Below are 23,800 nucleotides of genomic sequence, written 5' to 3'. Positions count from 1 at the left end.
GCCTCAGCCCAGGTCGAGATGGGTGTTCATCGACATGGCCTCCTCGGCCAGGTCGGTGAGTTCGACGACCCGCACGCCGTGCCTGCGGAGTTTGTCCACACCCTCACAGGCGGCGACGAACAGGCTCGGCTCGCGCCACGCGATGACGACGGTCGGGATGCCGGCGGCCAGGATGCGGTCGGCACAGGGCGGTCGATTCGCCGTGGCGCGGGTCGAGCACGGCTCGAGCGTGCTGTAGATCGTCGCCCTGGTCAGGCGCGGGTCGTCGGGGTCGAGCTTGTTCAGCGCCGATTCCTCGGCGTGCACCTTCTCGTCGGTCTCACGGGACCAGCCGGTGGCGATCTCCACACCGTCGGCCACGATCACCGCGCCCACCGAGTAGGCCGTCGAGCTGGGCGGACAGTTCCTGGCCAGCTCGATAGCCCTGTGCATGAAGCGGTGGTCGGTGCTCTCGGCGCTGTCTGCGCTCATCGAATTCCCCTGCCGGTCGGGAGTTATCCACAACTCTCGCATGATGTGGATCCAGTCGTGTTCAGGTGTGCAGCGATTTCTTCGACACACTGTGGAGAGTTGCATTTCCCCAGGTCGGATTCATGATTTCAACCACAGGGCCGGTTAGCGAGTGGACCGGTCCAGCGGGTCGACCAGGTACTTCAGCACAGCGACATCCCCAAGTTGTTCCACACCCGCCAGCCGCAGCCGACGTTGTGCACCACCCGGGAACAGTGCCGGGCCGACGAAGCGCGGCGCGGCCGGATCGCCGACCAGGATCGGCGCGATCGCGAGGTGCAGCTCGTCCACCAGGTCCGCCGCGAGGAATCCGGTGTGCATGCCGGTCCCGCCCTCGACCATCAGCCTGTGGATACCGCGTGCGCCGAGGTCGTCGAGCAGCGCCGACAGCGCGAGGTCGGCGCCGAGGGAGACCACCTCGGCGGTGCCGGCGAGCCGGTCGCCCAGCCGGTCCGCGCCCGCGTCGGTGGTGTAGACGAGTTTGTCCCCACCCGTGTGCCAGAACCGCAAGGCGGGATCGAGCTCACCCGACGCGGTGACGGTGACCTTCACCGGATACTCCGGTTTGCCCGCCGCCACCCGCGCCGCCCGGCGCTCGGCGCTGTTCACCAGCAGCCGCGGATTGTCGACACGTAGAGTGCGCGCCCCGATCAGGATGGCGTCGCACTCGGCGCGCACCCGGTCGACCCGATCGAAGTCCGCGCTGTTGGACAGCAGCAGCCGGTGCTCGCTCGCGTCGTCGATGTAGCCGTCCAGGCTGGCCGCCACCGAGAGCAGGACGTGCGGCCTCACTGGGTCACCAGCGCGGCGACCTCCGCTTCGAGCGCCGACACCAGTGCCTCGGCGGGGCGCTGCCCGCACACCTCGAGCCAGTTGGCCAGCATCCGGTGCCCGCCCTGGGTGAGCACCGACTCGGGATGGAACTGCACGCCGTGGATCGGCAGGGTGCGGTGCCGCATCGCCATCACGATGCCGCTCTCGGTGTGCCCGACGACGTCGAGTTCCGCGGGCATGCTCTCCGGCAGGACGGTCAGCGAGTGGTAGCGGGTGGCGGTGAACGGGTCGGGCAGACCGGCGAGCACGCCGGAACCGACGTGATACACCTGGCTGGTCTTGCCGTGCAGCAGCTCCGGCGCCCGGTCGACGGTGCCGCCGAAGGCCTCGCCGATCGCCTGGTGCCCGAGGCACACGCCGAGCAGCGGGGTGTTGTGCTTCGCGGCCGCGTGCACCATCGGAATGCTCGCGCCGGCGCGATCGGGGCTGCCCGGCCCCGGGCTGACGAGGACGCCGTCGAAGGTGCCGCCCTCGTCGCCACGGGTCAGCAGCGTGTCCAGATCGGCGAGTCGCGGGTCGTCGTTGCGCCAGACCACGGCTTCGGCACCAAGCTGGCCGAGGTACTGCACCAGGTTGAACACGAAGCTGTCGTAGTTGTCGACGACCAATACACGCATGCGTAGAGGGTACGTGCCGACCCCGTAGGTCGTCGCATCCATTACCTGGTGGGATAGCCTAGGGGTTACCTGTATTCCGAATTCGAGGACGTCATGCCCAAGTCCAAGGTCCGTAAGAAGGCCGACTACACCCCGAGCCCTGCCAGCCGCACTCCGGTGAAGGTGAAGGCGGGCCCGTCGCCGGCTTGGTACGTCGCGATCATGCTTGGCTTCATGCTGGCCGGACTCGTGTGGCTGCTGGTGTACTACCTGGCCGCCGAGCAGATCAGCTGGATGAACGATCTCAACGCCTGGAACTTCCTGATCGGCTTCGGCCTGATGGTCATCGGCCTGATCATGACCATGCGATGGCGCTGAGCGGTCGCCGCGCACCGGATTACACCGGTGTTATTCATGCACACCTGTGGATGAAGCTGTGGACAACTCGAGGAGCAATGGGGGACGAAGCCGCGTGAACGCTGTGGATTCCACCGGCGGCACCTCGTGGACAACGCCGACAGCCGGTCTCGTCGCGGTCTCCGGCGGCGGCGTGATCCTCGCGGTCGCCGCGCTGCTGGCCAACGACGGTCCGAGCAGGTTGCTCGTCGGTCTGGCCGCGTTCGCCGTGCTGGCCATGGCGGTGATCGCCTTCCGTCAACGTCCGCGGTTGACCATGGTGCCCGGCCCCCGGCCGCGCCTGATCGTCGGCACGTTCAGCGGCCCCAAGGAGTATCCGCTGGACCGGATCGACCGGATCCGGATGGTGTCCTACCGGCGCCTCGGCCGGAAGTCGGCCATGCTCGAGATCGACGTCCAGCACGAGGGCTCGGAGCGCCTGCTGATCTTCGGGCGCTGGGATCTCGGCACCAATCCCCACGATGTGTACGACGCGCTCGTCGTCAACGGCTTCGCGTCGGTGGCCGACTGAGCGCAACGTTTCACGTGAAGCAATGAACTCCCCGTCGCGACGATCGCGGCGGGGAGTTCTGCTGTCGGACGCGGTTCAGTCGAGGGTGATCGAGGAGATCACGACCGGCTCGGTCGGACGATCGTTGCGATCGGTCGGCACTGCGGCGATCGCGTCGACCACCTTGCGCGAATCGGGATCGACCACCTCGCCGAAGATGGTGTGCTTGCGATTCAGGTGCTTCTGCGGGGAGACGGTGATGAAGAACTGCGAGCCGTTCGTGCCGGGTCCCGCGTTGGCCATGGCCAGCAGGTAGCCGCGGTCGAACCGCAGGTCGGGATGGAACTCGTCGCCGAACTCGAAGCCGGGCCCGCCGCGGCCGGTGCCGGTCGGGTCGCCGCCCTGGATCATGAATCCCGCCATCACCCGGTGGAACGTGGCCCCGTCGTAGAACGGCCCGCTCTCGGAGCCCGCGGCGTTCAGCGTGGTGTACGGCGCGCTGCCGTCGACGAGGGCCACGAAGTTACGCACCGTCTTCGGAGCGTGGTTGCCGAAGAGCGCGATCTTGATGTCGCCGTGGTTGGTGTGCAGCGTCGCCACGGCGGTCTGGTGGGGTGAGGTCACGCAGATATTTATGCCACAGTGGTCGCATGAAGCTTCGCAACCCGCTCATCGCGTCCGCCGCCGTCGTCGGGGCCGGGGCCCTGGCCTGGCTCGCCCGCAGCAAGCGTCCGCAACTCCCCGAGCCGGCGGCCGAACCGCCGCGCCTGGGCTACTCCCGCAACGGTGCCGCGCCGGCCCCCGGATCGGAGGCCGGCGCGCACTGACCCGTCAGCGGCTCACGGACTTCTTGTACTGCACCTGAGCCAACGGCACGAACACCACCAGGATCACCACGATCCACACGACCGAGGTCAGCACCGGGTGCTGCATCGGCCACGCCTCCGAGACCGGCGCCACCGGGCTGGTATTGCCGAACAGATCGCGTACCGCCTGGGTGAGCGCCGACATCGGGTTCCACTCCGCGAACACCCGCAGCGGCGTCGGCATGTCGTCGATCGGCACGAACGCGTTCGACAGGAACGTCAGCGGGAAGATCACCATGAAGCTGGCGTTGTTGAACACCTCCGGCGCCCGGACGAGCAGGCCGACGACGGCCATCATCCAGGACAGCGCGTACGCGAACAGCAGCATCAGTACGTAGGCGAGCACCGCGTCGAGGAACGATCCGCGAATCCGCCAGCCGACCACCAGGCCCGTCAGCGACATGACGACGAGGCTGACCACGTTGATCACCACATCGCTGATGGTGCGTCCGAACAGCACCGCCGAGGGCGCCATCGGCAGCGAACGGAACCGGTCGATGATGCCCTTCTGCATGTCCTCGGCCAGGCCCGCGCCGGTGAAGGTGGCGCCGAAGACCACGGTCTGCACGAAGATGCCAGCGATGAGGAACTCGCGGTAGCCGCCCTCGAGCCCGGGAATCTTGATCGCCGAGCCGAACACGTACGCGAACAGCAGCACGAACATGATCGGCGACAACGTGGTGAAGATCAGCACGTCGGGCACGCGCTTGATCTTGATGACATTGCGCTTGGCGATGGTCATGCTGTCGCTGACGACCATCGAGAGCCGCTCGCTGAGGCTCGGCCCCTGCACGTCGGACTTGTCGAGGGTGAGGCTCATCGGTTCTGTCCTTCCTCGGCGCCGACCTTCTCCGCCTCGCCGTTGACGAGTTCCTCGGCCTCGTGGCCGGTGAGCGTGAGGAAGACGTCGTCGAGCGAGGGCCGCCGCAGGGCGACGTCGTTGATCTGCACCTTGTGTTCGGTGAGTCTGCCGATCGCGGCGACCAGGTCCTGGGAGCCATCGGCCACCGGCACCGTGATCCGCCGCAGACCGGGCTCCACGTGGATCTCGCCGTCGGCCAGCGCGGAGAGCACCTGCTGGGCGGGGGCGAGCTGATCGGGCGAGCCGACGGTGAGCTCGATGCGGTCGCCACCGACGAGGGCCTTGAGCTCGTCTGCCGTACCGCGGGCGATCACCTTGCCGTGGTCGATGACGGCGATCGAGTCGGCCAGGCGGTCGGCCTCGTCCATGTACTGGGTGGTGAGCAGCAGCGTGGTGCCGCCCGCGACGAGTTCCTCGATCACGTCCCACAGATCCAGCCGGGCCCTCGGGTCGAGGCCGGTGGTCGGTTCGTCGAGGAACAGCACGGGCGGGTTGGCCACCAGGGCACCGGCGAGGTCGAGGCGCCTGCGCATACCGCCCGAGTAGCCGCGCACCGGCCGGTCGGCCGCGTCGCTGAGCCGGAAGCGGTCGAGCAGTTCGCGCGCGCGGTCCTTGCTGCGCTGCACGCCGAGGTGATAGAGCCGCCCCACCATCTCGAGATTCTCGAAGCCGGTGAGGTATTCGTCGACGGCCGCGTACTGGCCGGACGCGCCGATCCGGGAACGCAGGGCCTGTGGATTGTTCAGGACATCGATCCCCGCGACGGTGGCACGGCCCTCGTCCGGGATCAGCAGGGTGGTGAGTACGCGAACAGTCGTGGTCTTTCCCGCGCCGTTGGGGCCGAGAAGTGCGGTAACAGTACCTTCGGGGACGGTGAGATCGAGGCCGTCCAGGGCGATGAGCTGCCCATACCGTTTGACCAGACCCTCGGCGACGATTGCGTCGGGCATGATTCTCCTGATGTCGTGGGTCAACGCTTTGCCCCAGTATTGCGCCACCCACCGACAAGTCGCATCCCCATTTGTAGGGGCTTTCAAACGTTATGTACACATTTGTTCGACATGCCGAGATTCGGCGACACGCGGCGAATCGGACCGATTTCGCTCGGCCCCGCCGTGCAAGCCCCCGATCTCGAGGGCACGCCGTCGCAGCGGCCCACCGAAACAGGTTCATTGTTACTTCCGGGTAAAAGCTTGTGTACCAGCGCTTTCCGCGCACCGTAAGACAATCGTCGGGTGCGTGCGCACCGGATCACCCCGCCTTGCCACCGGACGACGACCCCGCTCCCGCCCGTCGGCACCGAAAAATCTCGGAAACTGCTTCGTTGCGCGTACACCAATTCCGCTGACATCGCGTAGGATCGTTCACGTCGGCCCCTCCCCCCCGGGCCGACCCTACGCGGGCCTCGGCTAACTCCCCCCCTTCGCCGAGGCCCGCTCCCCATTTTCCGGGACGGTTCGCTCCCGCGTCACAGTCCAGCCACGTTCCCGCGATCACCCCGCAACCGGGACTATCGTCGGCGCATGGTGCCCGGCAGAGGCGCGATCGCGGCGCTGGTGCTCTCGATGATCGTCGTGGTCGGCTGTAGCGGATCGACCGACGACGAGAGCGCGCCCGCGACCACGACGGACCCACTCCCACCGAATCAGGTCGCGGCGGTCGAGCTGCCCGCCGACGCGGTCGACAAGGCCGTCGGCAGACTCGACGAGCTGGCGGGTTCGCTCATGGACAGCAGCCGCATCCCCGGCATGGCCGTGGCGGTGGTGCACGGCGGGAAAACCGTGTACGCCAAGGGTTTCGGTGTCCGCGAAGCCGGTCGCGACGACAAGGTCGACGCCGATACGGTCTTCCAGCTGGCCTCGGTATCGAAGTCGGTCGCTGCGACGGTGGTCGCGCACGAGGTCGGCGCGGGCACCGTGGAATGGGAGACGCCGGTGGTCTCGAAGCTGCCGTCGTTCGCCCTGGCCGACCCGGCCATCACCGCGCAGCTCACCATCGGTGACCTGTTCGCGCACCGCAGCGGCCTGCCCGACCACGCGGGCGACCGCCTGGAGGATCTCGGCTACGACCGGGCGGCCATCCTGGCGAAGCTCCGCCTCGAACCGCTCGACCCGTTCCGGATCACCTACCACTACACCAACTTCGGCCTCACCGCGGGCGCCGAGGCCGTCGCCGCCGCGGCGGGCGTCCCGTGGGACCGGCTCAGCGCCGACGCGCTGTACGAGCCGCTCGGCATGACCTCGACGAGTTCGCGTTTCGACGATTACCAGGCCCGCCCCAACCGGGCCGTCGGCCACATGGAGATCGACGGTTCCTGGGTCGCGAAGCAGGTGCGTGACCCCGACGCGCAGTCGCCGGCGGGCGGGGTCAGCTCCTCGGTGAACGACATGGCCCGCTGGCTGGCGATGCTGCTCGGCAACGGCACGGCGAACGGCACGACCATCGCACCGGCCGAGGCGCTGCTGCCCGCGATCACGCCACAGGTGATCTCCGCCCCCGCTTCGGCGGCGCAGTCGCGAGCCGGTAACTACGGGTTCGGTTTCAACGCCTCGGTGACCTCGGCCGGGCGCACGAGTTACGGCCATTCCGGCGCGTTCGCGCTCGGCGCGGCCACCACTTTCCTGGTGATCCCCTCGGCCGATGTCGCGATCGTCGCGCTCACCAACGCGGCCCCGATCGGCCTGCCGGAGGCGCTCACCGCCGAATTCGGCGACCTCGTGCAATTCGGGGAGATCCGCGAGGACTGGCGTGCCCTCTACCGCTCTGTCCTCGCCCCGATCAACGATCCGGAGGGCGACCTTTCCGGGAAATCCGCGCCGCCGAATCCCGCCCCCGCCACGCCCTTGCCCGATTACGTCGGCACCTACGCCAACGAGTACTGGGGTCCGGCCACGATCAGCGAGGCCGGCGGCGAGCTCGTCCTCACCCTCGGCCCCGACCAGCGCCGGTACCCGCTGCGGCACTGGGACGGTGACACCTTCGCGTTCGACCTTTTCGGGGAGAACGCGCCGCCCGGCAGCGTCTCCTCGGCCCGCTTCGACGGCGATCGCCTGGTCCTGAACTACTTCGACGAGGACGGCCTGGGCACCTTCATACGCTGACCGTGCGCCAGGCCGCCGCCAAGCGCAGTGCGCGCACCTTGCCCGCCACGCCGAGCAGCGGCTCGTCCCGCTCCCACCGCGCCCTGGTGTCCTCGTCGACCAGTGCCCACAGCGGGGCGAGTTCAGCGCGCAGGCGTGTCAGCCGCTCGAAGACCCCGCCGAGCGCGATGTGGGCGCCCGCCGAGGCCGGATCCTCGGTGCTCACGCCACGCACCGCCGCAAACAGGCCCAGCAGCTGTTCTACGGGCTCGGCGGGCCAGTTCGCCTGTCGGGCCACCCGCACCAGATATCCGAGCACAGCGGCCACCACGTGGAGGTCCTCGACGGTGCGGAACGGTTTGAGGTAGTCGGCGTAGCCGTCGCCGGGCAGTAGTTCGCCCGGCGCGGCCTCGAAGGTGACGGTGGCGTGCGGGATCTCCGGCGCGAAGGCCAGCGCCGGCAGCGGCGTCACCACGGCGCCCTGGCCCGCCGGAACCAGGACCGCGCGCAGGTCGGGCCTGCCGTCCGCCTGGTCGCCGAACCGGGCGATCACCAGGAAGCGGGAGGCGAACTGGCCGAGCGTGGCGAAGGATTTCGTGCCGGTGACGAGGCCGTCGGCGGTCACCGTGGTCGTCAGCTGCGCGGGCTTGGCGCCGCCGGACTCGGTGGCGCACATGGCGGACAGTTCCTCGGCGGCCAGCGCCGGGACCAGCGCGTGCAGCGCCTCCTGGTAGCCACCGAGGAACGCCGTACCCGTTGTCGCACTGTCGAATCCGGCGACCGCGGCACGATCCACCGAACGCACGAACCCGGCGGCCCGCTCGCGATGACGAGCGGCGGCGAGGGAGATGTCACCCGAGGCGGACTCGTCCGGCGTCGCGGTGAGCAGGAAATCGAAAACCGAGGAATTCACAGAAGTGGAGCCTAGGGGAATCGAACCCCTAACCCCTGCCTTGCAAAGGCAGTGCTCTGCCAATTGAGCTAAGGCCCCGTGCGGGTTGGCAACCCCGAATCAGCGAGTGGTGACCTCGCGCCAGACATCAGCGTCGTCGCGCTTGCGGAATTTGGTGATACCGATGAGAACCGCGATCACAATGCCGACCGTGAGGACAATCTTCATGATTCCCACCCTACTGTGATGTTCGGGGAGTGGGCCTAGGAGGACTTGAACCTCCGACCTCTTCGTTATCAGCGAAGCGCTCTAACCGCCTGAGCTATAGGCCCGTACTCGTTCCGGGCCCCGCCTGAGCAGTGCACCGCAACGAAAAAAGAGGTTACCCTACCCGCCTGCCGATAACCAAAACGGCCGGTCAGGCCCCTTTTCATGGGGCTGACCGGCCGTCGTGGCAGAAGCGATTCCTAGTCCGGATCGGCCAGGGTCACCTGGATGCCACCGACCAGATCGCAGCACTGGTTGTAGATGAACACACCGACCGTGGCCAGCGCGGTGAACAGCACCACGTTGATCAGACCGATGACGCCGGCATAACCGAACACGGTGCCCGCGTCGATCAGGCTCGACGAGCTGCCCTCCTGGTTCAGCATCTCGCCGAGCGAGTTGTCCAGGTTGTCCCACACGCCCATGCCGGCGAGCACGATGTAGAGCAGGCCGACCGCCACCATCCACACGAAGAACAGCGCCACGCTGATCACCAGGGTGATCTTCAGCGTCGACCACGGATCGATCCGGCGGATCTGCACCGTCGCGCGTAGGGGCTCACCCGACGCGGCGGCCGCGATGGCCACCGGAACCGCGGGCGAGACCGACCCGGCCGCCGCCGCCCTGGCACTCGGCCCAGGCTGCGAGGGCACCTGGGCCATGGGCAGACCGGGAGCCGCGGGCGGCGCGTCCGGCGTCGGATGGCGCACCTCGGACAGGTCCGGCATGTCCTTGACCAGCTCCGGACGGGCGATGCTGCGCGTCGGGCCGTCGATGCCGACCGACTTCACCATCGCCGCTTCCTTGCGCGCCGCCTTGGCCGCCAGGTCGGCGGTCGTGCGGGCGTTGGAGGCGCCGCTGCCCTTCAGCCCGCCGCCCGAGGCGCCCGTGGCCCCCGAGGTCGGACGTCCCTGGCTCGGCGCCTCACCGGGCCGGTACAGATTCGACTGCGGTTCACGCTGCGGCAGCTGCGCCCACCCGTCCTGGTAGGGCGACTTGCCCTTGCCGTTGCCGGTCGGCGCGGATTCGTTGCCCATCCGCACGGTCGACTGGTCGAACGATTCGCCGCCACCGGCGCCGGACTCCGGCGCCGCGCCCTCGGCCGCACCCTGACGAGGGATCGGCCGCGGCTGGATCGGAGACGACGCGATCCGCTCGGTGACGCCGTTGGTCTGGTTCCGATCGTCGTTCGACTGATTCGGTGTGGTCAATGGAATCCTCAGATCCGTTCGTTGCCGCCGCTGGTTGGGTTATTGCTCCGAGGCCGCGTCGCCGATGAGCTGATCGGGATCGGGCTCGTCGGCGTTGCGCGCGATCGCTAGCAAGGTATCGCCATCCGCGAGGTTCATCAATCGCACGCCCTTGGTCTGGCGTCCAGCTTTCCGAACTTGCTTGGCTGCGGTGCGGATGACGCCACCACTGGAAGTGATCGCGTACAACTCGTCTTCGTCGTCGACGATGAGCGCACCGACCAGGCTGCCACGTTTCGGGTCGTACTGAATTGTCAATACGCCTTTTCCGCCACGACCCTGCGCGGTGTACTCCTCGATCGCCGTACGCTTGGCGTACCCACCGGCGGTCGCCACCAAAAGGTAGGTCTCGTCGCGAACCACGTTGAGCGAGAGCAATTCGTCGTCGGCGTTGAACCGCATGCCCTGCACACCGGAGGTGGCGCGACCCATCGGGCGCAGCGCCTCGTCGGTGGCGGAGAAGCGGATCGACTGACCGTGTGCCGAGACCAGCAGCAGGTCGTCGTCGGCCGAGCAGAGCACCGCGCCGACCAGCTCGTCGTCGTCGCGCAGGTTCACCGCGACGATGCCGCCGGAGCGGTTGGAGTCGAAATCGGTGAGCTTGGACTTCTTCACCAGGCCCGCGCGGGTCGCCAGCACCAGATACGGCGCGTCCTCGTAGGTCTTGAGCTGGATGATCTGGGCGATCTTCTCGTCCGGCTGGAACGCCAGCAGGTTCGCCACATGCTGGCCGCGAGCGGTCCGGTTGGCCTCGGGCAGCTCGTAGGCCTTGGCCCGGTAGACGCGGCCCTTGTTGGTGAAGAACAGCAGCCAGTCGTGCGTCGAGGACACGAAGAAGTGCTTGACGATGTCGTCCTGCTTGAGGCCGGCACCCTGCACGCCCTTGCCGCCGCGCTTCTGCGAGCGGTACAGGTCGGTCTTGGTGCGCTTGGCGTAGCCGGTCTCGGTGATCGTGACGACCACGTCCTCGCGGGCGATCAGATCCTCGTCGGCGACGTCACCGTCGTTGGCGATGATCCTGGTCCTGCGGTCGTCGCCGTACTTCTCGACGATCTCGGCCAGCTCGTCGCGCACGATCGCGCGCTGCCGCTCCGGCTTCTCCAGGATGTCCTTGTAGTCGGCGATCTCGAGCTCGATCTTGGCCAGATCGTCGATGATGCGCTGGCGCTCCAGGGCGGAGAGGCGGCGCAGCTGCATGTCGAGGATCGCGGTCGACTGGATCTCGTCGATGTCGAGCAGCTGCATCAGGCCGGTGCGCGCGGTGTCGGTGTTGGCCGAGCGGCGGATCAGCGCGATGACCTCGTCGAGCATGTCCAGCGCCTTGACCAGACCGCGCAGGATGTGGGCCCGCTCCTCGGCCTTGCGCAGCAGGTAGCGGGTGCGCCGGACGATGACTTCCAACTGATGGTCGACGTAGAGCCGGATCATCTGATCCAGGCGCAGCGTGCGCGGCACGCCGTCGACGATCGAGAGCATGTTGGCGCCGAAGCTGGTCTGCAGCTGGGTGTGCTTGTACAGGTTGTTCAGCACGACCTTGGCGACCGCGTCGCGCTTGACCGTCACCACGATGCGCATGCCGACACGGTCGGAGGACTCGTCGTGGATATCGGAGATACCCGCGATCTTGCCGTCCTTGACCTGCTCGGCGATCGAGTTGATGAAGTTGTCGGTGTTGACCTGGTACGGCAGCTCGGTGATGACGATCTGCGTCTGACCGCGGTTGCCCTCTTCGATCTCCACCACACCGCGCATGCGGATCGAACCGCGGCCGGTGGTGTAGGCGTCCTGGATGCCCTGGCCGCCGACGATCAGGCCGGAGGTCGGGAAGTCGGGGCCCTTGACGCGCTCCATGCAGGCGGCGAGGGTGGCTTCCTCGTCGGCGTCGTAGTTGTCCAGCGCCCAGTAGATGGCCTCGGCCAGCTCGCGCAGGTTGTGCGGCGGGATGTTGGTGGCCATGCCGACGGCGATACCGTTGCTGCCGTTCATCAGCAGCGCGGGCACGCGCGCGGGCAGCACGGTCGGCTCCTGCGAGCGGCCGTCGTAGTTGGGGACGAAATCGACGGTCTCGCTGTCGATGTCGCGCAGCATCTCCATCGCCAGCGGCGTGAGACGGCACTCGGTGTATCGCATGGCGGCCGCGCCGTCGTTGCCGCGCGAGCCGAAGTTGCCCTGGCCGTCGACCAGCGGGTAGCGCAGCGACCAGGGCTGCGCCATGCGCACGAGGGTGTCGTAGATCGACGCGTCACCGTGCGGGTGGTAGTTACCCATGGTCTCGGCGACCGGGCGCGCCGACTTCACGTAACCGCGGTCGGGCCGGTAGCCGTTGTCGTACATCGCGTAGAGCACGCGCCGGTGCACCGGCTTGAGGCCGTCGCGCACATCGGGCAGCGCGCGGCCCACGATCACGCTCATCGCGTAATCGATGTAGCTGCTCTGCATCTCGTTCTGGATGTCGACCGGTTCGATCCGGTCGCCCGCACCGCCGGAGGGCGGCAGCGTGGTCTCAGTCATCAAATCTCCTTGTCAGGGCTGACATGCGTCGCGGGCGCGCTCGACGGCGCAGCACCGGTTACACGTCGAGGAAGCGGACGTCCTTGGCATTGCGGGTGATGAAGCTGCGACGTGCCTCCACGTCCTCGCCCATGAGCACCGAGAACAGCTCGTCGGCCGCGGCCGCGTCGTCGAGCGTCACCTGACGAAGCACCCGCACCGACGGGTCCATGGTGGTCTCCCACAGCTCCTTGGCGTTCATCTCGCCCAGACCCTTGTAGCGCTGGACGCCGTCGTCCTTGTTGATCTTCTTGCCCGCGGCCAGACCGGCCTCGAGCAGCGCGTCGCGCTCGCGGTCGGAGTAGGCGAACTCCGGATCGGCGCGCATCCACTTCAGCTTGTACAGCGGCGGCTGGGCCAGGAACACGTGACCGTGCTCGACCAGCGGGCGCATGAACCGGAACAGCAGCGTGAGCAGCAGCGTCGCGATGTGCTGGCCGTCGACGTCGGCGTCGGCCATCAGGATGATCTTGTTGTAGCGCAGCTTCGCGATGTCGAACTCGTCGTGGATACCGGTGCCGAACGCGGTGATGATCGACTGGACCTCGTTGTTCTTGAGGACGCGGTCGATGCGGGCCTTCTCGACGTTGATGATCTTGCCGCGCAGCGGCAGGATCGCCTGGTACATCGAGTCGCGGCCGGACTTGGCCGAGCCGCCGGCGGAGTCACCCTCGACGATGTAGATCTCGCACTTGCTCGGATCCTTGGAGCGGCAGTCGGCCAGCTTGCCGGGCAGACCGCCCAGGTCGGTGGCGGACTTGCGGCGCACCAGCTCACGCGCCTTGCGGGCGGCGACACGGGCCTGCGCGGAGGAGACCGCCTTCTGCACGATGGTCTTCGCGTCGGCCGGGTTGGCCTCGAACCAGTGCGTCAGGTGCTCGTTGCAGGCACGCTGCACGAACGACTTGACCTCGGTGTTGCCCAGCTTGGTCTTGGTCTGGCCCTCGAACTGCGGCTCGCCGACCTTGACGCTCACGATGGCCGCCAGGCCCTCGCGGATGTCGTCACCGGTGAGGTTGCCGTCCTTCTCCTTGAGGAGCTTCTTCTCCTTGGCGTACTTGTTGACCACCGTGGTCAGCGCCGCGCGGAAGCCCTCTTCGTGGGTGCCGCCCTCGTGGGTGTTGATCGTGTTGGCGAAGGTGTGGACCGACTCGGAGTAGCCCGAGTTCCACTGCATCGCGACCTCGAGCTCGTGGCCGGTGCCCTTGCCGGTGAAGCCGACGACCGAGTTGTGGATCGCCTGCTTGGTGCGGTTGATGTGGCGGACGAAGTCCACCAGGCCGCCCGGGTAGCGATAGGTGCGGGTCTTGACCTTGTGCTCGACCGGCTTGTCCGCGCCTTCCTCGGCGTGCTTGGGCGCCTCGGCGGTATCGCTGACGACCTCGTCGATCACGTCGGACTCGGTGACGCGCTGGTCGGTCAGGGTGATGGTCAGGCCCTTGTTGAGGAAGGCCATCTCCTGCAGGCGGCGCGAGACCGTCTCGAAGTTGTAGGTGGTGGTCTCGAAGATCTCCGGGTCGGCCCAGAAGCGGATCGTCGTACCGGTGCGCTTGGTGGGCTCGCCCTGGATCAGCTTGCCCGGCTTGGCGTCCTTGTAGGTCTGGGCCCAGTGGTAGCCGTCGGTATCGATCTCGGCTTCCAGCTTGCTCGACAGCGCGTTGACCACCGAGATACCGACACCGTGCAGACCACCGGAGACGGCGTAGGAGTCGGAGTCGAACTTGCCGCCCGCGTGCAGCTGGGTCATGACGACCTCGACGGTCGGAATGCCCTGCGCGTGCATGGCGGTGGGAATGCCGCGGCCGTCGTCGATGACCTCGACACCGCCGTCCTCCAGCAGCGTGACGTCGACTCGCGTCGCGTAGCCGGCCATCGCCTCGTCGACCGAGTTGTCCACAACCTCCCAGATGAGGTGGTGGAGGCCGCGCTCACCGGTGGAACCGATGTACATGCCAGGGCGCTTGCGCACCGCTTCGAGGCCTTCGAGGACTGTGATGGAGGAGGCACCGTAGCCCTGTTTGTTGCCCGATGCGTTGGAGTCGTTGGCAGCCACTTGTCGGTAGCTCTCCTTACTTGCTGATCCCTGTCGCAGCGATCGGGCAGCACGCGGACTGCACAGCACGCGTCGAGGGTTCGCCGCTGGTTACGTCACCATCCTACTGGTAAGCCCAACTTACAGTGCACCTACGACACCCCTGACGCCGCCGTGAATGCGAGAAATCGACTTACGCCGACAAGCTTCCGCCTCGCGGAGATTTCCGCCCGCCAGAACTGGCGTGAGGCTCGCGTTCGGTGGTTCCACGTGAAACCCCGTCGACCAGCTTCAGGGTCCACCCGAGTTATCCACAGGCTTTGTCCACATGTCCACAGCGGGTGGGGGTGAGACCGGCCCCGCCGCAACGCAACTCGCCCTGGTCACCGCTCGGCTACCCGTAGGTGTCGCGCGGTCCCCGGCCCTTGATGTGCCGCTCACCCTTGCGCCAGCTCGGTGCGGCGGGGCCGGTGATCCGCAGCTGGGTCACCACGCCCTGGCCGACCGCGGCATTGATCTTGGCCAGGATCTGGCTCTGCAGCATGCGCAGCTGGGTGGCCCACGCGGTCGACTCGGCCGCGATCTTGAGCACCCCGCCCTCGAGGGTCACCGGGGTCGCGTGCGCGGCGATGTCCTCACCGACGACGCTGGACCAGCGGCCGAACACCATCCCCTCGGCGACCTTGCCCGACCAGCCACGACTCTTGGCGATCGAGCCCGCCAGCGACGACAACAGCTGGGGATCGCGGGGATCGGGTCCGGCGCCGGACCAGCCCGTGCGACGACGCCCGCCCGCGCGCAGCTTGCGCACCGGCGACGCCCTGCCCTGGCCGACGGACTTGCCGCTGGCCTTGGCCGCCGCTCGCGCCTCCTCCAGCGCACGCCGGGCCAGGTCGATCCCGCGCAGCTCCGGTTCGGGCTCGTTCGTCACGGGTTCCCGCCTTCCGGTGTCGATGCTGGCCGAGTGCGGACCGAGTCTACGCCGCGACGCCGACAACGCCCGCCCCGTCGGGCCGGCATATCTCCAGCATGTCGCCGGTTTTCCACAGGAGCTGTGGATAACCATGGCTATCTGTGCATATCCTCGGATTCCGCGACGGGCTCGGTGACGATCCGTGAGGTGCGCTGGTCGGCCTCCCCCGTCGTCTGCACCCGCAGTGGTTCGGCGGCGAGCTCGGCGGGCACGTCCTCGGCCACCGCTGCCGTGATCAACACCTGTTCGGCGCCCGCGGCGACCTCGGCCAGCGCGGTGCGCCTGCGCCGGTCCAGCTCGGCGAACACGTCGTCGAGCAGCAGCACCGGCTCGGTCCCGCCGCTGCGCAGCAGCTCGAAGGAAGCGAGACGCAGGGCCAACGCGAACGACCATGATTCCCCGTGACTGGCGAATCCCTTGGCGGGCGCGCTGCCGAGCAGCAGATCCAGATCGTCGCGGTGCGGGCCGACCAGGCAGACCCCGCGTTCCAATTCCCTTGTCCTGGCTGTGGACAACTCGCGCAGCACGACCTCGCGCAGCTGCTCCACATCGTCGGCCTCGGGCGCCCGCGCCGGATCGAGCAGTTCCGGCGGCAGGTACCCGGACCGGTAACCGATTGCCGCGGGACGTGATTCGGGCGCGATCGACCGATAGGCCTGTGCCAGATACGGATACAGGTCGTTGACCAGCCGCAACCGCTGTGCCAGCAGCACCGAGGCGTGCTCGGCCAGATGCCCGTCCCATACGTCGAGGGTGCTCAGGTCGGCCCGGGAACGAACATGCCGCCCAGCGGTTTTCAACAGGGCCGAGCGCTGGCGCAGCACCTTGTCGTAATCGGCGCGGACGCCGGCCAACCGGGGCAACCTGGCTGTGCACAACTCGTCGAGGAACCGTCTGCGCTCGCCAGGATCGCCGCGGACCAGCGCCAGATCCTCCGGGGCGAACAACACGGTCTGCAGGATGCCGAGGATCTCACGCGAGCGGCGCACCGGCGAGCGGTTGATCTGGGCCCGATTGGCGCTGCCCTGCTTGAGCTCCACGTCGACGCGCAGCTCCCGGCCCTGATTGACCACGGTCGCGCCGATCCTGGCGTGCGTCGCGCCCATCCGGATCAGCGGAGCGTCGGCGGACACCCGGTGCGAACCGAGCGTCGCCAGATAGCCGACCGCCTCGAGCAGGTTGGTCTTGCCGTTGCCGTTCGCCCCCAACAGCACCGTGCGCCCTGGGGACAACTCGAGCTCGGCGTGTTCCCACGACCGGAAATCACGGACCGACAGCGCACGAATGAACATGCCGGGTTACGCGGGCGGGGCTCAGCCGGGCAGCCGGACCGGCATCAACAGGTAGATGTACTGGCTCTCCAACGCCGCGAACGCGCCGGACTCCAGCACCTTGGGCTCCTCGTCGGAGGCGGGCAGCAGCACGGCGGGCCTGCTCGGGGTGGTGAAGCCGAAGGTGACCCGGTCCGCGTGCAGCGCCGACAGGCCCTCGGTGAGGTAGCCGGGGTTGAACGCGATGGTCAGCGGCTCGCCGCGGAAATCGGCCTCCAGCCATTCCTCCGCGCGGCCCGCGTCGTCCCCACCCGCCGACAGCAGGACACCGTCTGTGGAGAACTCCAGCCGCACCTGGGCGCCGCGCTCGGCCACGAGGGCGACGCGCTTGATCGCCTCGGACAGCGCGGCGACGGGCAGGGTGGCGATGGAGGTGTGCTCCTTGGGGAGCAACTGCCGGAACTTGGGGAATTCCGCGTCGAGCAGGCGCGTGGTGGTGCGGCGGCCCGCGTTGACGATGCCGAGCAGCCCGTCGGCCCCGCCGCCACTGCCCAGCGAGAGCTGCACGGGCGCGTCGGTGGCGCCGAGGGTCTTGGCGGCCTCGGACAGCGTGCGCGCGGGGATGAGCACCGCGGTCTCGATGTCGGGGCGGGTGGGCTGCCACTGCAGGTGCCGCACGGCCAGCCGGAAGCGGTCGGTGGCGGCGAGCACCACGTCGTTGCCCTCGATCTCGACCCGGATGCCGGTGAGCATCGGGAGCGTGTCGTCGCGGCCCGCGGCCACGGCGACCTGGCCGACCGCCTCACCGAAGACATCCACACCGAGCTCACCGGTCTGCTGCGGCACCTCGGGCAGCTGGGGATAGTCCTCGACCGGCATGGTGGGCAGGGAGAACTTGGCGCTGCCGCAGGAGATCAGCACGCGGGTGCCGTCGACGGACACATCGACCGGCTTGTTCGACAGCGCCTTGGTGATGTCGGCGAGCAGCCGGCCCGAGACCAGCACCTGGCCGGGACCGGCGACCTCGGCCGCGACGCGCATCTGCGCGGAGACCTCGTAGTCGAACCCGGAGACCGTCAGGCCGTTCTCGTCGGCGACCAGCAGTACGCCACCGAGAACAGGCACAGGAGGACGGGACGGCAGGCTGCGCGCCACCCAGGCCACCGACTCGGCGAAATCCTCTCGGGCGACCCGAAACTTCATGCTCGCAAGCTCCATCGCCCGATTTGTCCTCTCCGAGTTTCGAATCCGTGTGCGGGTGTGTTCAGCGGAGTTGAGGTGCTGCGTCGGCCGCGCACTGAGTCTCGCACAACAGGCCGACAACCAAACGGTACCCGGGCAACACGGGAAGTCCGCATCGACCCTCCCTGCCGATCCCGCGCTCTCGACCCACCCCCTCTCCTCCTTGCCGCTTGTGAGTGGAGCCCCGACCGAGCCGAGCCTGTCCGACCGACTTTCCACACACCCTGTTTTGAAGAGATCTCTTCAAGAAAGAGAACTGAAGTAGTAGTAGGCACTGTGGAATCTGTGGACTTCGACCGAATCCGCAGGTCAGACCGCACGGCGGCATGGGGATGGCCGTGGGGTGTCTCGAGGATGAATCGTCGGCGTCTGTGGACGCGCGAAGTTGTCCCATTTTCATCCTCGAGTAGTCCTCGAGTTGTTCCACCGGATTCACCCTGTTGTTCACACGCGGGGGCAGGGTGGTGGCAACCAGGTGGATTCCTCGAGGAGTCCACACGGATTCCTCGAGGAATCCACAGGCCCGATCCGGCGCCGTCGCAGGTGAGGACGACCGCGCGGCTGTGAGTGGATCAACCTGTGGACGATGTGGACAACTGCCTGTGAGCGAACACTCCCAGATCGGTCCCCAGGACCTGTGCGTCAACCGGTGCACAACCGGTGGATTCCTCGAGGACTCCACAGGGACTCCTCGAGGAATCCACAGGGCAAAAAAGAACACCGCCCCAGGTCAGGGCGGTGTTCGAGGGTGTGGATGAAATCAGCGCGAGCGCTGTTTGATGCGGGCTGTGAGTTCTTGCACCTGGTCGTAGACGCGGCGCCGCTCGGTCATCTCCTTGCGCACCTTCTTCTCCGCGTACATCACCGTCGTGTGGTCGCGACCGAAGGCCTGGCCGATCTTGGGCAGGGACAGATCGGTGAGTTCACGGCACAGGTACATCGCGATCTGGCGGGCCTGGGCGAGCGGACGCGCCTTGCCGGGCCCGGTGAGCTCTTCCAGCGTGGTGTTGAAGTACTCCGCGGTGACGGCCATGATCGTGGCCGCGTTGATCTCCAGCGCCGCCGTGTCGGGCATCAGGTCCCGCAGCACCACCTCGGCCAGGGAGAGATCCAGCGGCTGACCGTTCAGCGAGGCGAAGGCCGTCACCCGGATCAGCGCGCCCTCGAGTTCGCGGATGTTGCGCTCGACCCGGCTGGCGATGAGCTCGAGCACGTCGTGCGGCACGTCGAGCCGGTCCATCCGCGCCTTCTTGCGCAGGATCGCGATGCGGGTCTCCAGCTCCGGTGGCTGCACATCGGTGATCAGGCCCCACTCGAAGCGGGTACGCAGCCGCTCCTCCAGGGTCGCCAGCTGCTTGGGCGGGCGGTCCGAGGAGACCACGATCTGCTTGTTCGCGTTGTGCAGGGTGTTGAAGGTGTGGAAGAACTCCTCCTGGATGCCTTCCTTGCCCTCGATGAACTGGATGTCGTCGACCAGCAGGATGTCGGTCTCGCGGTAGCGCCGCTTGAACGCGACCTTGCGGTCGTCGCGCAGGCTGTTGATGAAGTCGTTGGTGAATTCCTCGGTCGACACGTACTTCACCCGCATGCCGGGGAACAGTCGCTGGGCGTAGTGGCCCGCGGCGTGCAGCAGGTGCGTCTTGCCCAATCCCGAAGCGCCCCAGACGAACAGTGGGTTGTAGGCCCGCGCCGGCGCCTCCGCGATCGCGACCGCCGCGGCGTGCGCGAACCGGTTGGACGCGCCGATGACGAAGGTCTCGAAGGTGTACTTCGCGTTCAGGCTCGCCGAGGACGAGGCCTGCGGCGGCGCCTCGGGCGACTTGTTGAAGTAGGTCGGCCAGTTGTTGCGGGCGTCGACGACCGGCTCGTCGTCGACGGAGTCGGCGCCCGGCGTGCCGGGGCGCATCGGCTCCTGCGCCGGTTCGGCGACGGTGTCCTCGGCGCGCGCGGCGACGGGTTCGTCCTGCTGCGGGCCCCGGCTCCGGCTGGGCGCGCGCTGCTGCGGCGGGTCGGGCGTGAACAGCGACTCCTGGCCGGGCGGGATGTGCTCGCGCCGCGGCGAGCCGGACTGCTCGCGCCGGGCGGGCGGCGCGGCGTCGGGCTGACGCTGGTCGGGCCGGGCGCCACGGAAGTCGCCGCGTCCGCCGAACTCACCGTTGGCGAAGTCGGGCACCGGGTAGACGGCCGTCGGCTCGAAGTCGGTACCGGGGAACTCGGCGCGCTCGGGCTGGAAGTCCGGCGTCTGGGCGTAGTCCGGCGCGGGCGCGTACTCGGGGGCCTGGGCGTACTCGGGCTGCTGCTGATATTCGGGTTCGGGCTGGCGGTACTCCGGCTCGGGTTGGCGGTACTCCGATTCGGGCTGGTACTCCCGGTGGCCGGAGTAGTCAGGGCGATCGCCGTACTCTCCGGAAGGGGCGGGGAACTCGCGGCCGCCGTAGCTGTTGCCGTAGTCGCCGCCGGCCGGATACTCCGAGCCGGACGGATAGTCGTTGCCGTACTCGCCGTTGTACTCGCCGGCGCCGTAGCGCGGCCGGCCGTACTCACCGCGCGCGGCGTAGTCGGGCACGCTGAAATCGGGACCGGGGTAGCCGGACGGCGGGCGCACCGGTTCGCGCGGACGCTCCGGGCGGCTGGTCATCCTGGCATGCCGTGGCGAGGAGCCGGTCCGCTCCCCCGCGGCCGGGCTCGGCGCGGCGATGCGGACGCCGAGTCCCTCCACCTGCGGACCCAGCCTGCGGCCGAGCGAACGCAGGATCGGCTCGCGCAGATCGCGCTCGATCGCCTCCTGCGCCAGCGAGGACGGAACCGACAGCAACGCGAAGCCCTGGGCGACGGTGAGCGGTTTCACCAGCTTCAGCCAGGCCTGCTGCGCGCGGCTGACCGCCGGGATGGCGCCGTCGGCGGAGCCGGTGGTGAGCTCGGCGACCACCTCGGGCCATACGGTGGCCAGCACGTTCTGCTCGTCGTCCATGCAGCGTCCTCCCCGGACCGGTTGTTGGGGCCCACGGCCGGGCGCACGCAAGTAACCACCTGTGACCAGGTGAAATCCAGTGATCCTGCGCACAACCGAAGCCGGTTCGAACGCCGTGCGGTCCCAGAATGCGGACTGCGGCGCGGGCACCGTCGGCCCTACGAATATGCCACTCCGGCCGTCTTTCCACACAATTATCCACAGATGTGGACAAACCTGGGGATAGAGGTGATCTGCCAGCGTGTGGCAGTGAATGGGGCTGGACCTGCGGTTCTTCAGCAATCCCCCGGCTACAGAGGTTAGCGGCCCCCGCCGCGGAAGGCCAGAGGTGTGGAGGAACTCACGAAAAGTTCCCGGGTGCGTGAGTGACGCCCGGGCGTGTCGTCCCAGGTCGGGCCGACTCGTGGCACCGAACCTGGGTCCGGTAGCCTGGACACCGTGCCTGGCGCACCTGCCTGGGGGCCGAGTTTGACCCTGCGTAGCGGTATCAGTACCCTCGTACAGTCACCCCTTGGCGCGGTGGCGGCTCCGTGCTGCACGCCGATCGCCAAGGCTTTCTGCGTGTAGACCGCGGTCGCTGCGCAGACACCGAATCACCGAACAGACTTCGGGTACCGAACGGTGCCCACCAACTCGAGGAGTGTTGACCGTGGCCAAGGGCAAGCGGACGTTCCAGCCGAACAACCGTCGTCGGGCGCGCGTGCACGGCTTCCGCCTCCGGATGCGTACCCGTGCGGGTCGCGCCATCGTTTCGGCGCGTCGCCGCAAGGGCCGTTCCGAACTGACTGCCTGATCGCGTCAGTCGGACGCTCGGGTGTTGCCTGAGCCGTATCGGTTGCACCACCGTGCCGAATTCTCCCGCACGGTGCGCCGCGGTCAGCGAATCGGGAGGCGAGATCTCGTCGTACACGCGCTCACGCACACGTACGACGATGTCGCCGATGTCGATTCCCTGATCCGGGTAGGCGGTCCGCGGTTCGGGTTGATTGTGAGCAAGGCGGTGGGAAACGCGGTGGTTCGCCACCGGGTGGCCCGCCGCCTGCGTCATATGTGCGCCCAGATCGTCGACGAACTGCCCGCCGATACCGATGTCGTGATCCGGGCGCTGCCCGGCGCGGCGACCGCCGACTCCGCCGAGTTGCTGCGCCAGCTGCGCACCGGCCTACGCAAGCTCGGCCTGCGTAGCGCGCCGGAGCCCGCGCTCGGTCGCACCCCGGCCGGTGAGCGGCGATGAGAAGCATCGCCCGGTTACCCGCGAACGCGCTGATCTTCCTGATCGAGCTGTACCGGACCTATGTCTCCCCCACCCGGATGCCGATCTGCCGGTTCACCCCGACCTGTAGCGAGTACGCGGTGACCGCCCTGCGCACCCGCGGGCTGGTCGTCGGATCGGCACTGACGGTGGTGCGCCTCGCCAAGTGCGCGCCCTGGCACCCTGGAGGGTGGGATCCCGTGCCTGAGCGCGGGTCGAAAGCCCGCATGAGAGGTCAGCGGCCGGAGGCGGAAGCGGAGCGTGACCACGCAGGCCGCCCGAGCATGCGTAATGGACACTGCACAAAGTCATCGCCCGCGCTGATCGGCGATACGAACGACGGGAGTACCTAGAGCCGTGCTCGACATCATCTATTGGCCGGTATCCGCGATTCTGTGGTTCTGGCACAAGGCCTTCGGCTTTGTGTTCGGGGCCGACAGTGGGCTCACCTGGGCCCTCGCCATCGTCTTCCTGGTCTTCACGCTGCGGCTCGTGTTGTACAAGCCGTTCGTCAAGCAGGTGCGCACCACCAAGCAGATGCAAGAACTGCAGCCCCAGATCAAGGAGCTGCAGAAGAAGTACAAGAACGACCGCGAGACCATGGCGCGGGAGATGCAGAAGCTGCAGAAGGAACACGGCTTCAACCCGCTGATGGGCTGCCTGCCGGTCCTGGTGCAGGTGCCGGTGTTCCTCGGTCTCTTCCACGTGCTGCGCTCGTTCAACCGCACCGGGCACGGCTTCGGCCAGCTCGGCCTGACGCCGGAGCAGAACGCCAGCCTCGGCAACTACATCTTCTCGGCGACCGACGTCCAGTCGTTCCTGAGCGCCCGGATCTTCGGCGCGCCGATCGCCGCCTTCATCACCGCCCCGCAGAACGAACTCGAGGGCTTCGCCGACTGGGGCGGCACGCCGACCCGGCTGAGCATCGCGCTCGTCGCGATCCCGCTGATGGTGATCGCCGGCGTGGCGACGCACTTCAACGCCCGCGCCTCCGTCCAGCGTCAGACGCCGGAAGCCGCCGCCAACCCGCAGGCCGCGATCATGAACAAGCTGTCGCTGTGGGTCTTCCCGCTCGGCGTCATGGTCGGCGGCCCCTTCCTGATGATCGGCATCCTGCTCTACTGGGTGGCCAACAACATCTGGACCTACGGTCAGCAGCACCTCGTGTTCGGCCGGATGGAGAAGGAAGAGGAAGCGAAGAAGGCGAAGAAGCTGGAGCAGCGCGCACAGAACGCGCCGAAGCCGGGAGCCAAGCCGGTCGACGTTCGCAAGCGTCCGCAGGACGCCGCCGCCGCTGATGCCGATACCCAGACGTCCAACGGCACCGCCGCGACCAACGGCACCAAGCAGACCGCCAAGCAGGGTGGTGGTCAGCGTCGCCCCGGTGGCCAGAAGCGGCCGGGCAACCGTGGTCGGGCGAACCAGAAGCGTAAGCGCTGAGTCGC

At 67.9% G+C, this 23,800-nt stretch carries 22 protein-coding genes and 2 tRNA genes; 8 read left to right on the top strand and 16 right to left on the bottom strand.

The window, feature by feature from the left end; genetic code table 11:
• Positions 1 to 3 precede the first annotated feature (3 nt).
• The 3 genes from DFR69_RS14110 to DFR69_RS14100 all read right to left on the bottom strand — a co-directional run bounded on the left by DFR69_RS14110 (position 4) and on the right by DFR69_RS14100 (position 1,961).
• On the bottom strand, positions 4 to 471 hold the full coding sequence (locus DFR69_RS14110) for a deaminase (protein ID WP_110037963.1): 468 nt from the start codon (positions 469 to 471) through the stop codon (positions 4 to 6).
• Between the two features lie 144 nt (positions 472 to 615).
• The gene (locus DFR69_RS14105) at positions 616 to 1,302 is read right to left on the bottom strand and encodes a RibD family protein (protein ID WP_110037962.1); all 687 of its coding nucleotides are present in this window, start codon (positions 1,300 to 1,302) and stop codon (positions 616 to 618) included.
• On the bottom strand, positions 1,299 to 1,961 hold the full coding sequence (locus DFR69_RS14100) for an aminodeoxychorismate/anthranilate synthase component II (RefSeq protein ID WP_110038286.1): 663 nt from the start codon (positions 1,959 to 1,961) through the stop codon (positions 1,299 to 1,301). Before DFR69_RS14100 ends, DFR69_RS14105 begins: the two co-directional genes overlap by 4 nt.
• A 93-nt stretch (positions 1,962 to 2,054) precedes the next feature.
• On the opposite strand from DFR69_RS14100, the gene crgA reads away from it, so the two are divergent.
• Both crgA and DFR69_RS14090 read left to right on the top strand, forming a co-directional pair.
• Positions 2,055 to 2,318: a cell division protein CrgA gene (gene crgA / locus DFR69_RS14095; protein WP_110037961.1), complete on the top strand. Its 264-nt coding sequence runs from the start codon at positions 2,055 to 2,057 to the stop codon at positions 2,316 to 2,318.
• A gap of 103 nt (positions 2,319 to 2,421) precedes the next feature.
• Complete coding sequence (locus tag DFR69_RS14090) at positions 2,422 to 2,868, top strand: PH domain-containing protein (RefSeq protein WP_110037960.1); 447 nt, start codon at positions 2,422 to 2,424, stop codon at positions 2,866 to 2,868.
• A 75-nt stretch (positions 2,869 to 2,943) separates the two neighbouring features.
• Here DFR69_RS14090 and DFR69_RS14085 read toward each other — a convergent pair whose 3' ends face one another.
• Positions 2,944 to 3,471 (bottom strand): peptidylprolyl isomerase, encoded by a 528-nt coding sequence (locus DFR69_RS14085; protein WP_110037959.1) that lies wholly within the window; start codon positions 3,469 to 3,471, stop codon positions 2,944 to 2,946.
• A 26-nt stretch (positions 3,472 to 3,497) separates the two neighbouring features.
• Here DFR69_RS14085 and DFR69_RS34450 point away from each other — a divergent pair, with 26 nt between their 5' ends.
• Positions 3,498 to 3,674, top strand: a complete 177-nt coding sequence (locus DFR69_RS34450; protein WP_167456263.1) for a hypothetical protein — start codon at positions 3,498 to 3,500, stop codon at positions 3,672 to 3,674.
• Positions 3,675 to 3,678: 4 nt separating this feature from the next.
• Here DFR69_RS34450 and DFR69_RS14080 read toward each other — a convergent pair whose 3' ends face one another.
• Together DFR69_RS14080 and DFR69_RS14075 are read right to left on the bottom strand one after the other, a co-directional pair.
• Positions 3,679 to 4,473 carry an ABC transporter permease gene (locus tag DFR69_RS14080; RefSeq protein ID WP_167456275.1) on the bottom strand — a complete coding sequence of 265 codons (795 nt, stop codon included), beginning with the start codon at positions 4,471 to 4,473 and terminating at the stop codon, positions 3,679 to 3,681.
• Between the two features lie 56 nt (positions 4,474 to 4,529).
• Positions 4,530 to 5,525: an ATP-binding cassette domain-containing protein gene (locus DFR69_RS14075; protein WP_110038285.1), complete on the bottom strand. Its 996-nt coding sequence runs from the start codon at positions 5,523 to 5,525 to the stop codon at positions 4,530 to 4,532.
• A gap of 573 nt (positions 5,526 to 6,098) precedes the next feature.
• Between DFR69_RS14075 and DFR69_RS14070 the strand changes: the two genes are divergently transcribed.
• The gene (locus DFR69_RS14070) at positions 6,099 to 7,676 is read left to right on the top strand and encodes a serine hydrolase (protein WP_110037957.1); all 1,578 of its coding nucleotides are present in this window, start codon (positions 6,099 to 6,101) and stop codon (positions 7,674 to 7,676) included.
• On the opposite strand, the gene DFR69_RS14065 is transcribed toward DFR69_RS14070, so the two are convergent.
• The 10 genes from DFR69_RS14065 to dnaA all read right to left on the bottom strand — a co-directional run bounded on the left by DFR69_RS14065 (position 7,666) and on the right by dnaA (position 21,103).
• On the bottom strand, positions 7,666 to 8,568 hold the full coding sequence (locus tag DFR69_RS14065; RefSeq protein ID WP_110037956.1) for an acyl-CoA dehydrogenase middle domain-containing protein: 903 nt from the start codon (positions 8,566 to 8,568) through the stop codon (positions 7,666 to 7,668). The genes DFR69_RS14070 and DFR69_RS14065 overlap by 11 nt on opposite strands.
• A gap of 5 nt (positions 8,569 to 8,573) precedes the next feature.
• A tRNA-Ala gene (locus tag DFR69_RS14060) sits at positions 8,574 to 8,646 on the bottom strand.
• Positions 8,647 to 8,805: 159 nt separating this feature from the next.
• Positions 8,806 to 8,879: transfer RNA gene (locus tag DFR69_RS14055), tRNA-Ile, on the bottom strand.
• Between the two features lie 135 nt (positions 8,880 to 9,014).
• On the bottom strand, positions 9,015 to 10,025 hold the full coding sequence (locus tag DFR69_RS14050) for a DUF3566 domain-containing protein (protein WP_110037955.1): 1,011 nt from the start codon (positions 10,023 to 10,025) through the stop codon (positions 9,015 to 9,017).
• A gap of 39 nt (positions 10,026 to 10,064) precedes the next feature.
• Positions 10,065 to 12,575, bottom strand: a complete 2,511-nt coding sequence (gene gyrA, locus DFR69_RS14045) for a DNA gyrase subunit A (protein ID WP_110037954.1) — start codon at positions 12,573 to 12,575, stop codon at positions 10,065 to 10,067.
• A gap of 58 nt (positions 12,576 to 12,633) precedes the next feature.
• Positions 12,634 to 14,667: a DNA topoisomerase (ATP-hydrolyzing) subunit B gene (gene gyrB, locus DFR69_RS14040; RefSeq protein ID WP_110037953.1), complete on the bottom strand. Its 2,034-nt coding sequence runs from the start codon at positions 14,665 to 14,667 to the stop codon at positions 12,634 to 12,636.
• Positions 14,668 to 15,040: 373 nt separating this feature from the next.
• Complete coding sequence (locus DFR69_RS14035; RefSeq protein WP_186817378.1) at positions 15,041 to 15,601, bottom strand: DUF721 family protein; 561 nt, start codon at positions 15,599 to 15,601, stop codon at positions 15,041 to 15,043.
• Positions 15,602 to 15,714: 113 nt separating this feature from the next.
• Entirely contained in the window at positions 15,715 to 16,911 is a 1,197-nt protein-coding gene (recF, locus tag DFR69_RS14030) for a DNA replication/repair protein RecF (protein ID WP_110037951.1), read from the bottom strand.
• Between the two features lie 21 nt (positions 16,912 to 16,932).
• Complete coding sequence (gene dnaN, locus DFR69_RS14025) at positions 16,933 to 18,108, bottom strand: DNA polymerase III subunit beta (RefSeq protein ID WP_110037950.1); 1,176 nt, start codon at positions 18,106 to 18,108, stop codon at positions 16,933 to 16,935.
• Between the two features lie 784 nt (positions 18,109 to 18,892).
• A complete protein-coding gene (gene dnaA, locus DFR69_RS14020; RefSeq protein ID WP_110037949.1) occupies positions 18,893 to 21,103 on the bottom strand; it encodes a chromosomal replication initiator protein DnaA in 2,211 nt (736 codons plus the stop codon).
• Between the two features lie 649 nt (positions 21,104 to 21,752).
• On the opposite strand from dnaA, the gene rpmH reads away from it, so the two are divergent.
• From rpmH to yidC, 4 genes are read left to right on the top strand one after another with little or no spacing between them, the layout of a single operon-like run.
• Complete coding sequence (gene rpmH, locus DFR69_RS14015; RefSeq protein WP_071932098.1) at positions 21,753 to 21,896, top strand: 50S ribosomal protein L34; 144 nt, start codon at positions 21,753 to 21,755, stop codon at positions 21,894 to 21,896.
• Between the two features lie 21 nt (positions 21,897 to 21,917).
• Positions 21,918 to 22,337: a ribonuclease P protein component gene (rnpA, locus tag DFR69_RS14010; RefSeq protein ID WP_110037948.1), complete on the top strand. Its 420-nt coding sequence runs from the start codon at positions 21,918 to 21,920 to the stop codon at positions 22,335 to 22,337.
• Positions 22,334 to 22,708: a membrane protein insertion efficiency factor YidD gene (gene yidD / locus DFR69_RS14005; RefSeq protein WP_110037947.1), complete on the top strand. Its 375-nt coding sequence runs from the start codon at positions 22,334 to 22,336 to the stop codon at positions 22,706 to 22,708. Before rnpA ends, yidD begins: the two co-directional genes overlap by 4 nt.
• A gap of 4 nt (positions 22,709 to 22,712) precedes the next feature.
• Positions 22,713 to 23,795: a membrane protein insertase YidC gene (gene yidC / locus DFR69_RS14000; protein WP_110037946.1), complete on the top strand. Its 1,083-nt coding sequence runs from the start codon at positions 22,713 to 22,715 to the stop codon at positions 23,793 to 23,795.
• Positions 23,796 to 23,800: the final 5 nt, after the last annotated feature.

Origin of the sequence: Nocardia neocaledoniensis (assembly GCF_003182135.1) — a bacterium.
Taxonomy (GTDB): domain Bacteria; phylum Actinomycetota; class Actinomycetes; order Mycobacteriales; family Mycobacteriaceae; genus Nocardia; species Nocardia neocaledoniensis.
The sequence above is the reverse complement of the archived record's forward strand: the minus strand, read 5'-3'. Positions and strand labels throughout refer to the sequence as shown.

Bases quoted from the DNA above. Each gene is read 5' to 3' on its own strand.
- DFR69_RS14110 (WP_110037963.1), bottom strand. From the start codon at position 471: ATGAGCGCAGACAGCGCCGAGAGCACCGACCACCGCTTCATGCACAGG.
- DFR69_RS14100 (WP_110038286.1), bottom strand. From the start codon at position 1,961: ATGCGTGTATTGGTCGTCGACAACTACGACAGCTTCGTGTTCAACCTG.
- crgA (WP_110037961.1), top strand. From the start codon at position 2,055: ATGCCCAAGTCCAAGGTCCGTAAGAAGGCCGACTACACCCCGAGCCCT.
- DFR69_RS34450 (WP_167456263.1), top strand. From the start codon at position 3,498: ATGAAGCTTCGCAACCCGCTCATCGCGTCCGCCGCCGTCGTCGGGGCC.
- DFR69_RS14080 (WP_167456275.1), bottom strand. From the start codon at position 4,473: ATGGTCGTCAGCGACAGCATGACCATCGCCAAGCGCAATGTCATCAAG.
- DFR69_RS14075 (WP_110038285.1), bottom strand. From the start codon at position 5,525: ATGCCCGACGCAATCGTCGCCGAGGGTCTGGTCAAACGGTATGGGCAG.
- DFR69_RS14070 (WP_110037957.1), top strand. From the start codon at position 6,099: ATGGTGCCCGGCAGAGGCGCGATCGCGGCGCTGGTGCTCTCGATGATC.
- gyrA (WP_110037954.1), bottom strand. From the start codon at position 12,575: ATGACTGAGACCACGCTGCCGCCCTCCGGCGGTGCGGGCGACCGGATC.
- recF (WP_110037951.1), bottom strand. From the start codon at position 16,911: ATGTTCATTCGTGCGCTGTCGGTCCGTGATTTCCGGTCGTGGGAACAC.
- dnaN (WP_110037950.1), bottom strand. From the start codon at position 18,108: ATGGAGCTTGCGAGCATGAAGTTTCGGGTCGCCCGAGAGGATTTCGCC.
- dnaA (WP_110037949.1), bottom strand. From the start codon at position 21,103: ATGGACGACGAGCAGAACGTGCTGGCCACCGTATGGCCCGAGGTGGTC.
- yidD (WP_110037947.1), top strand. From the start codon at position 22,334: ATGAGAAGCATCGCCCGGTTACCCGCGAACGCGCTGATCTTCCTGATC.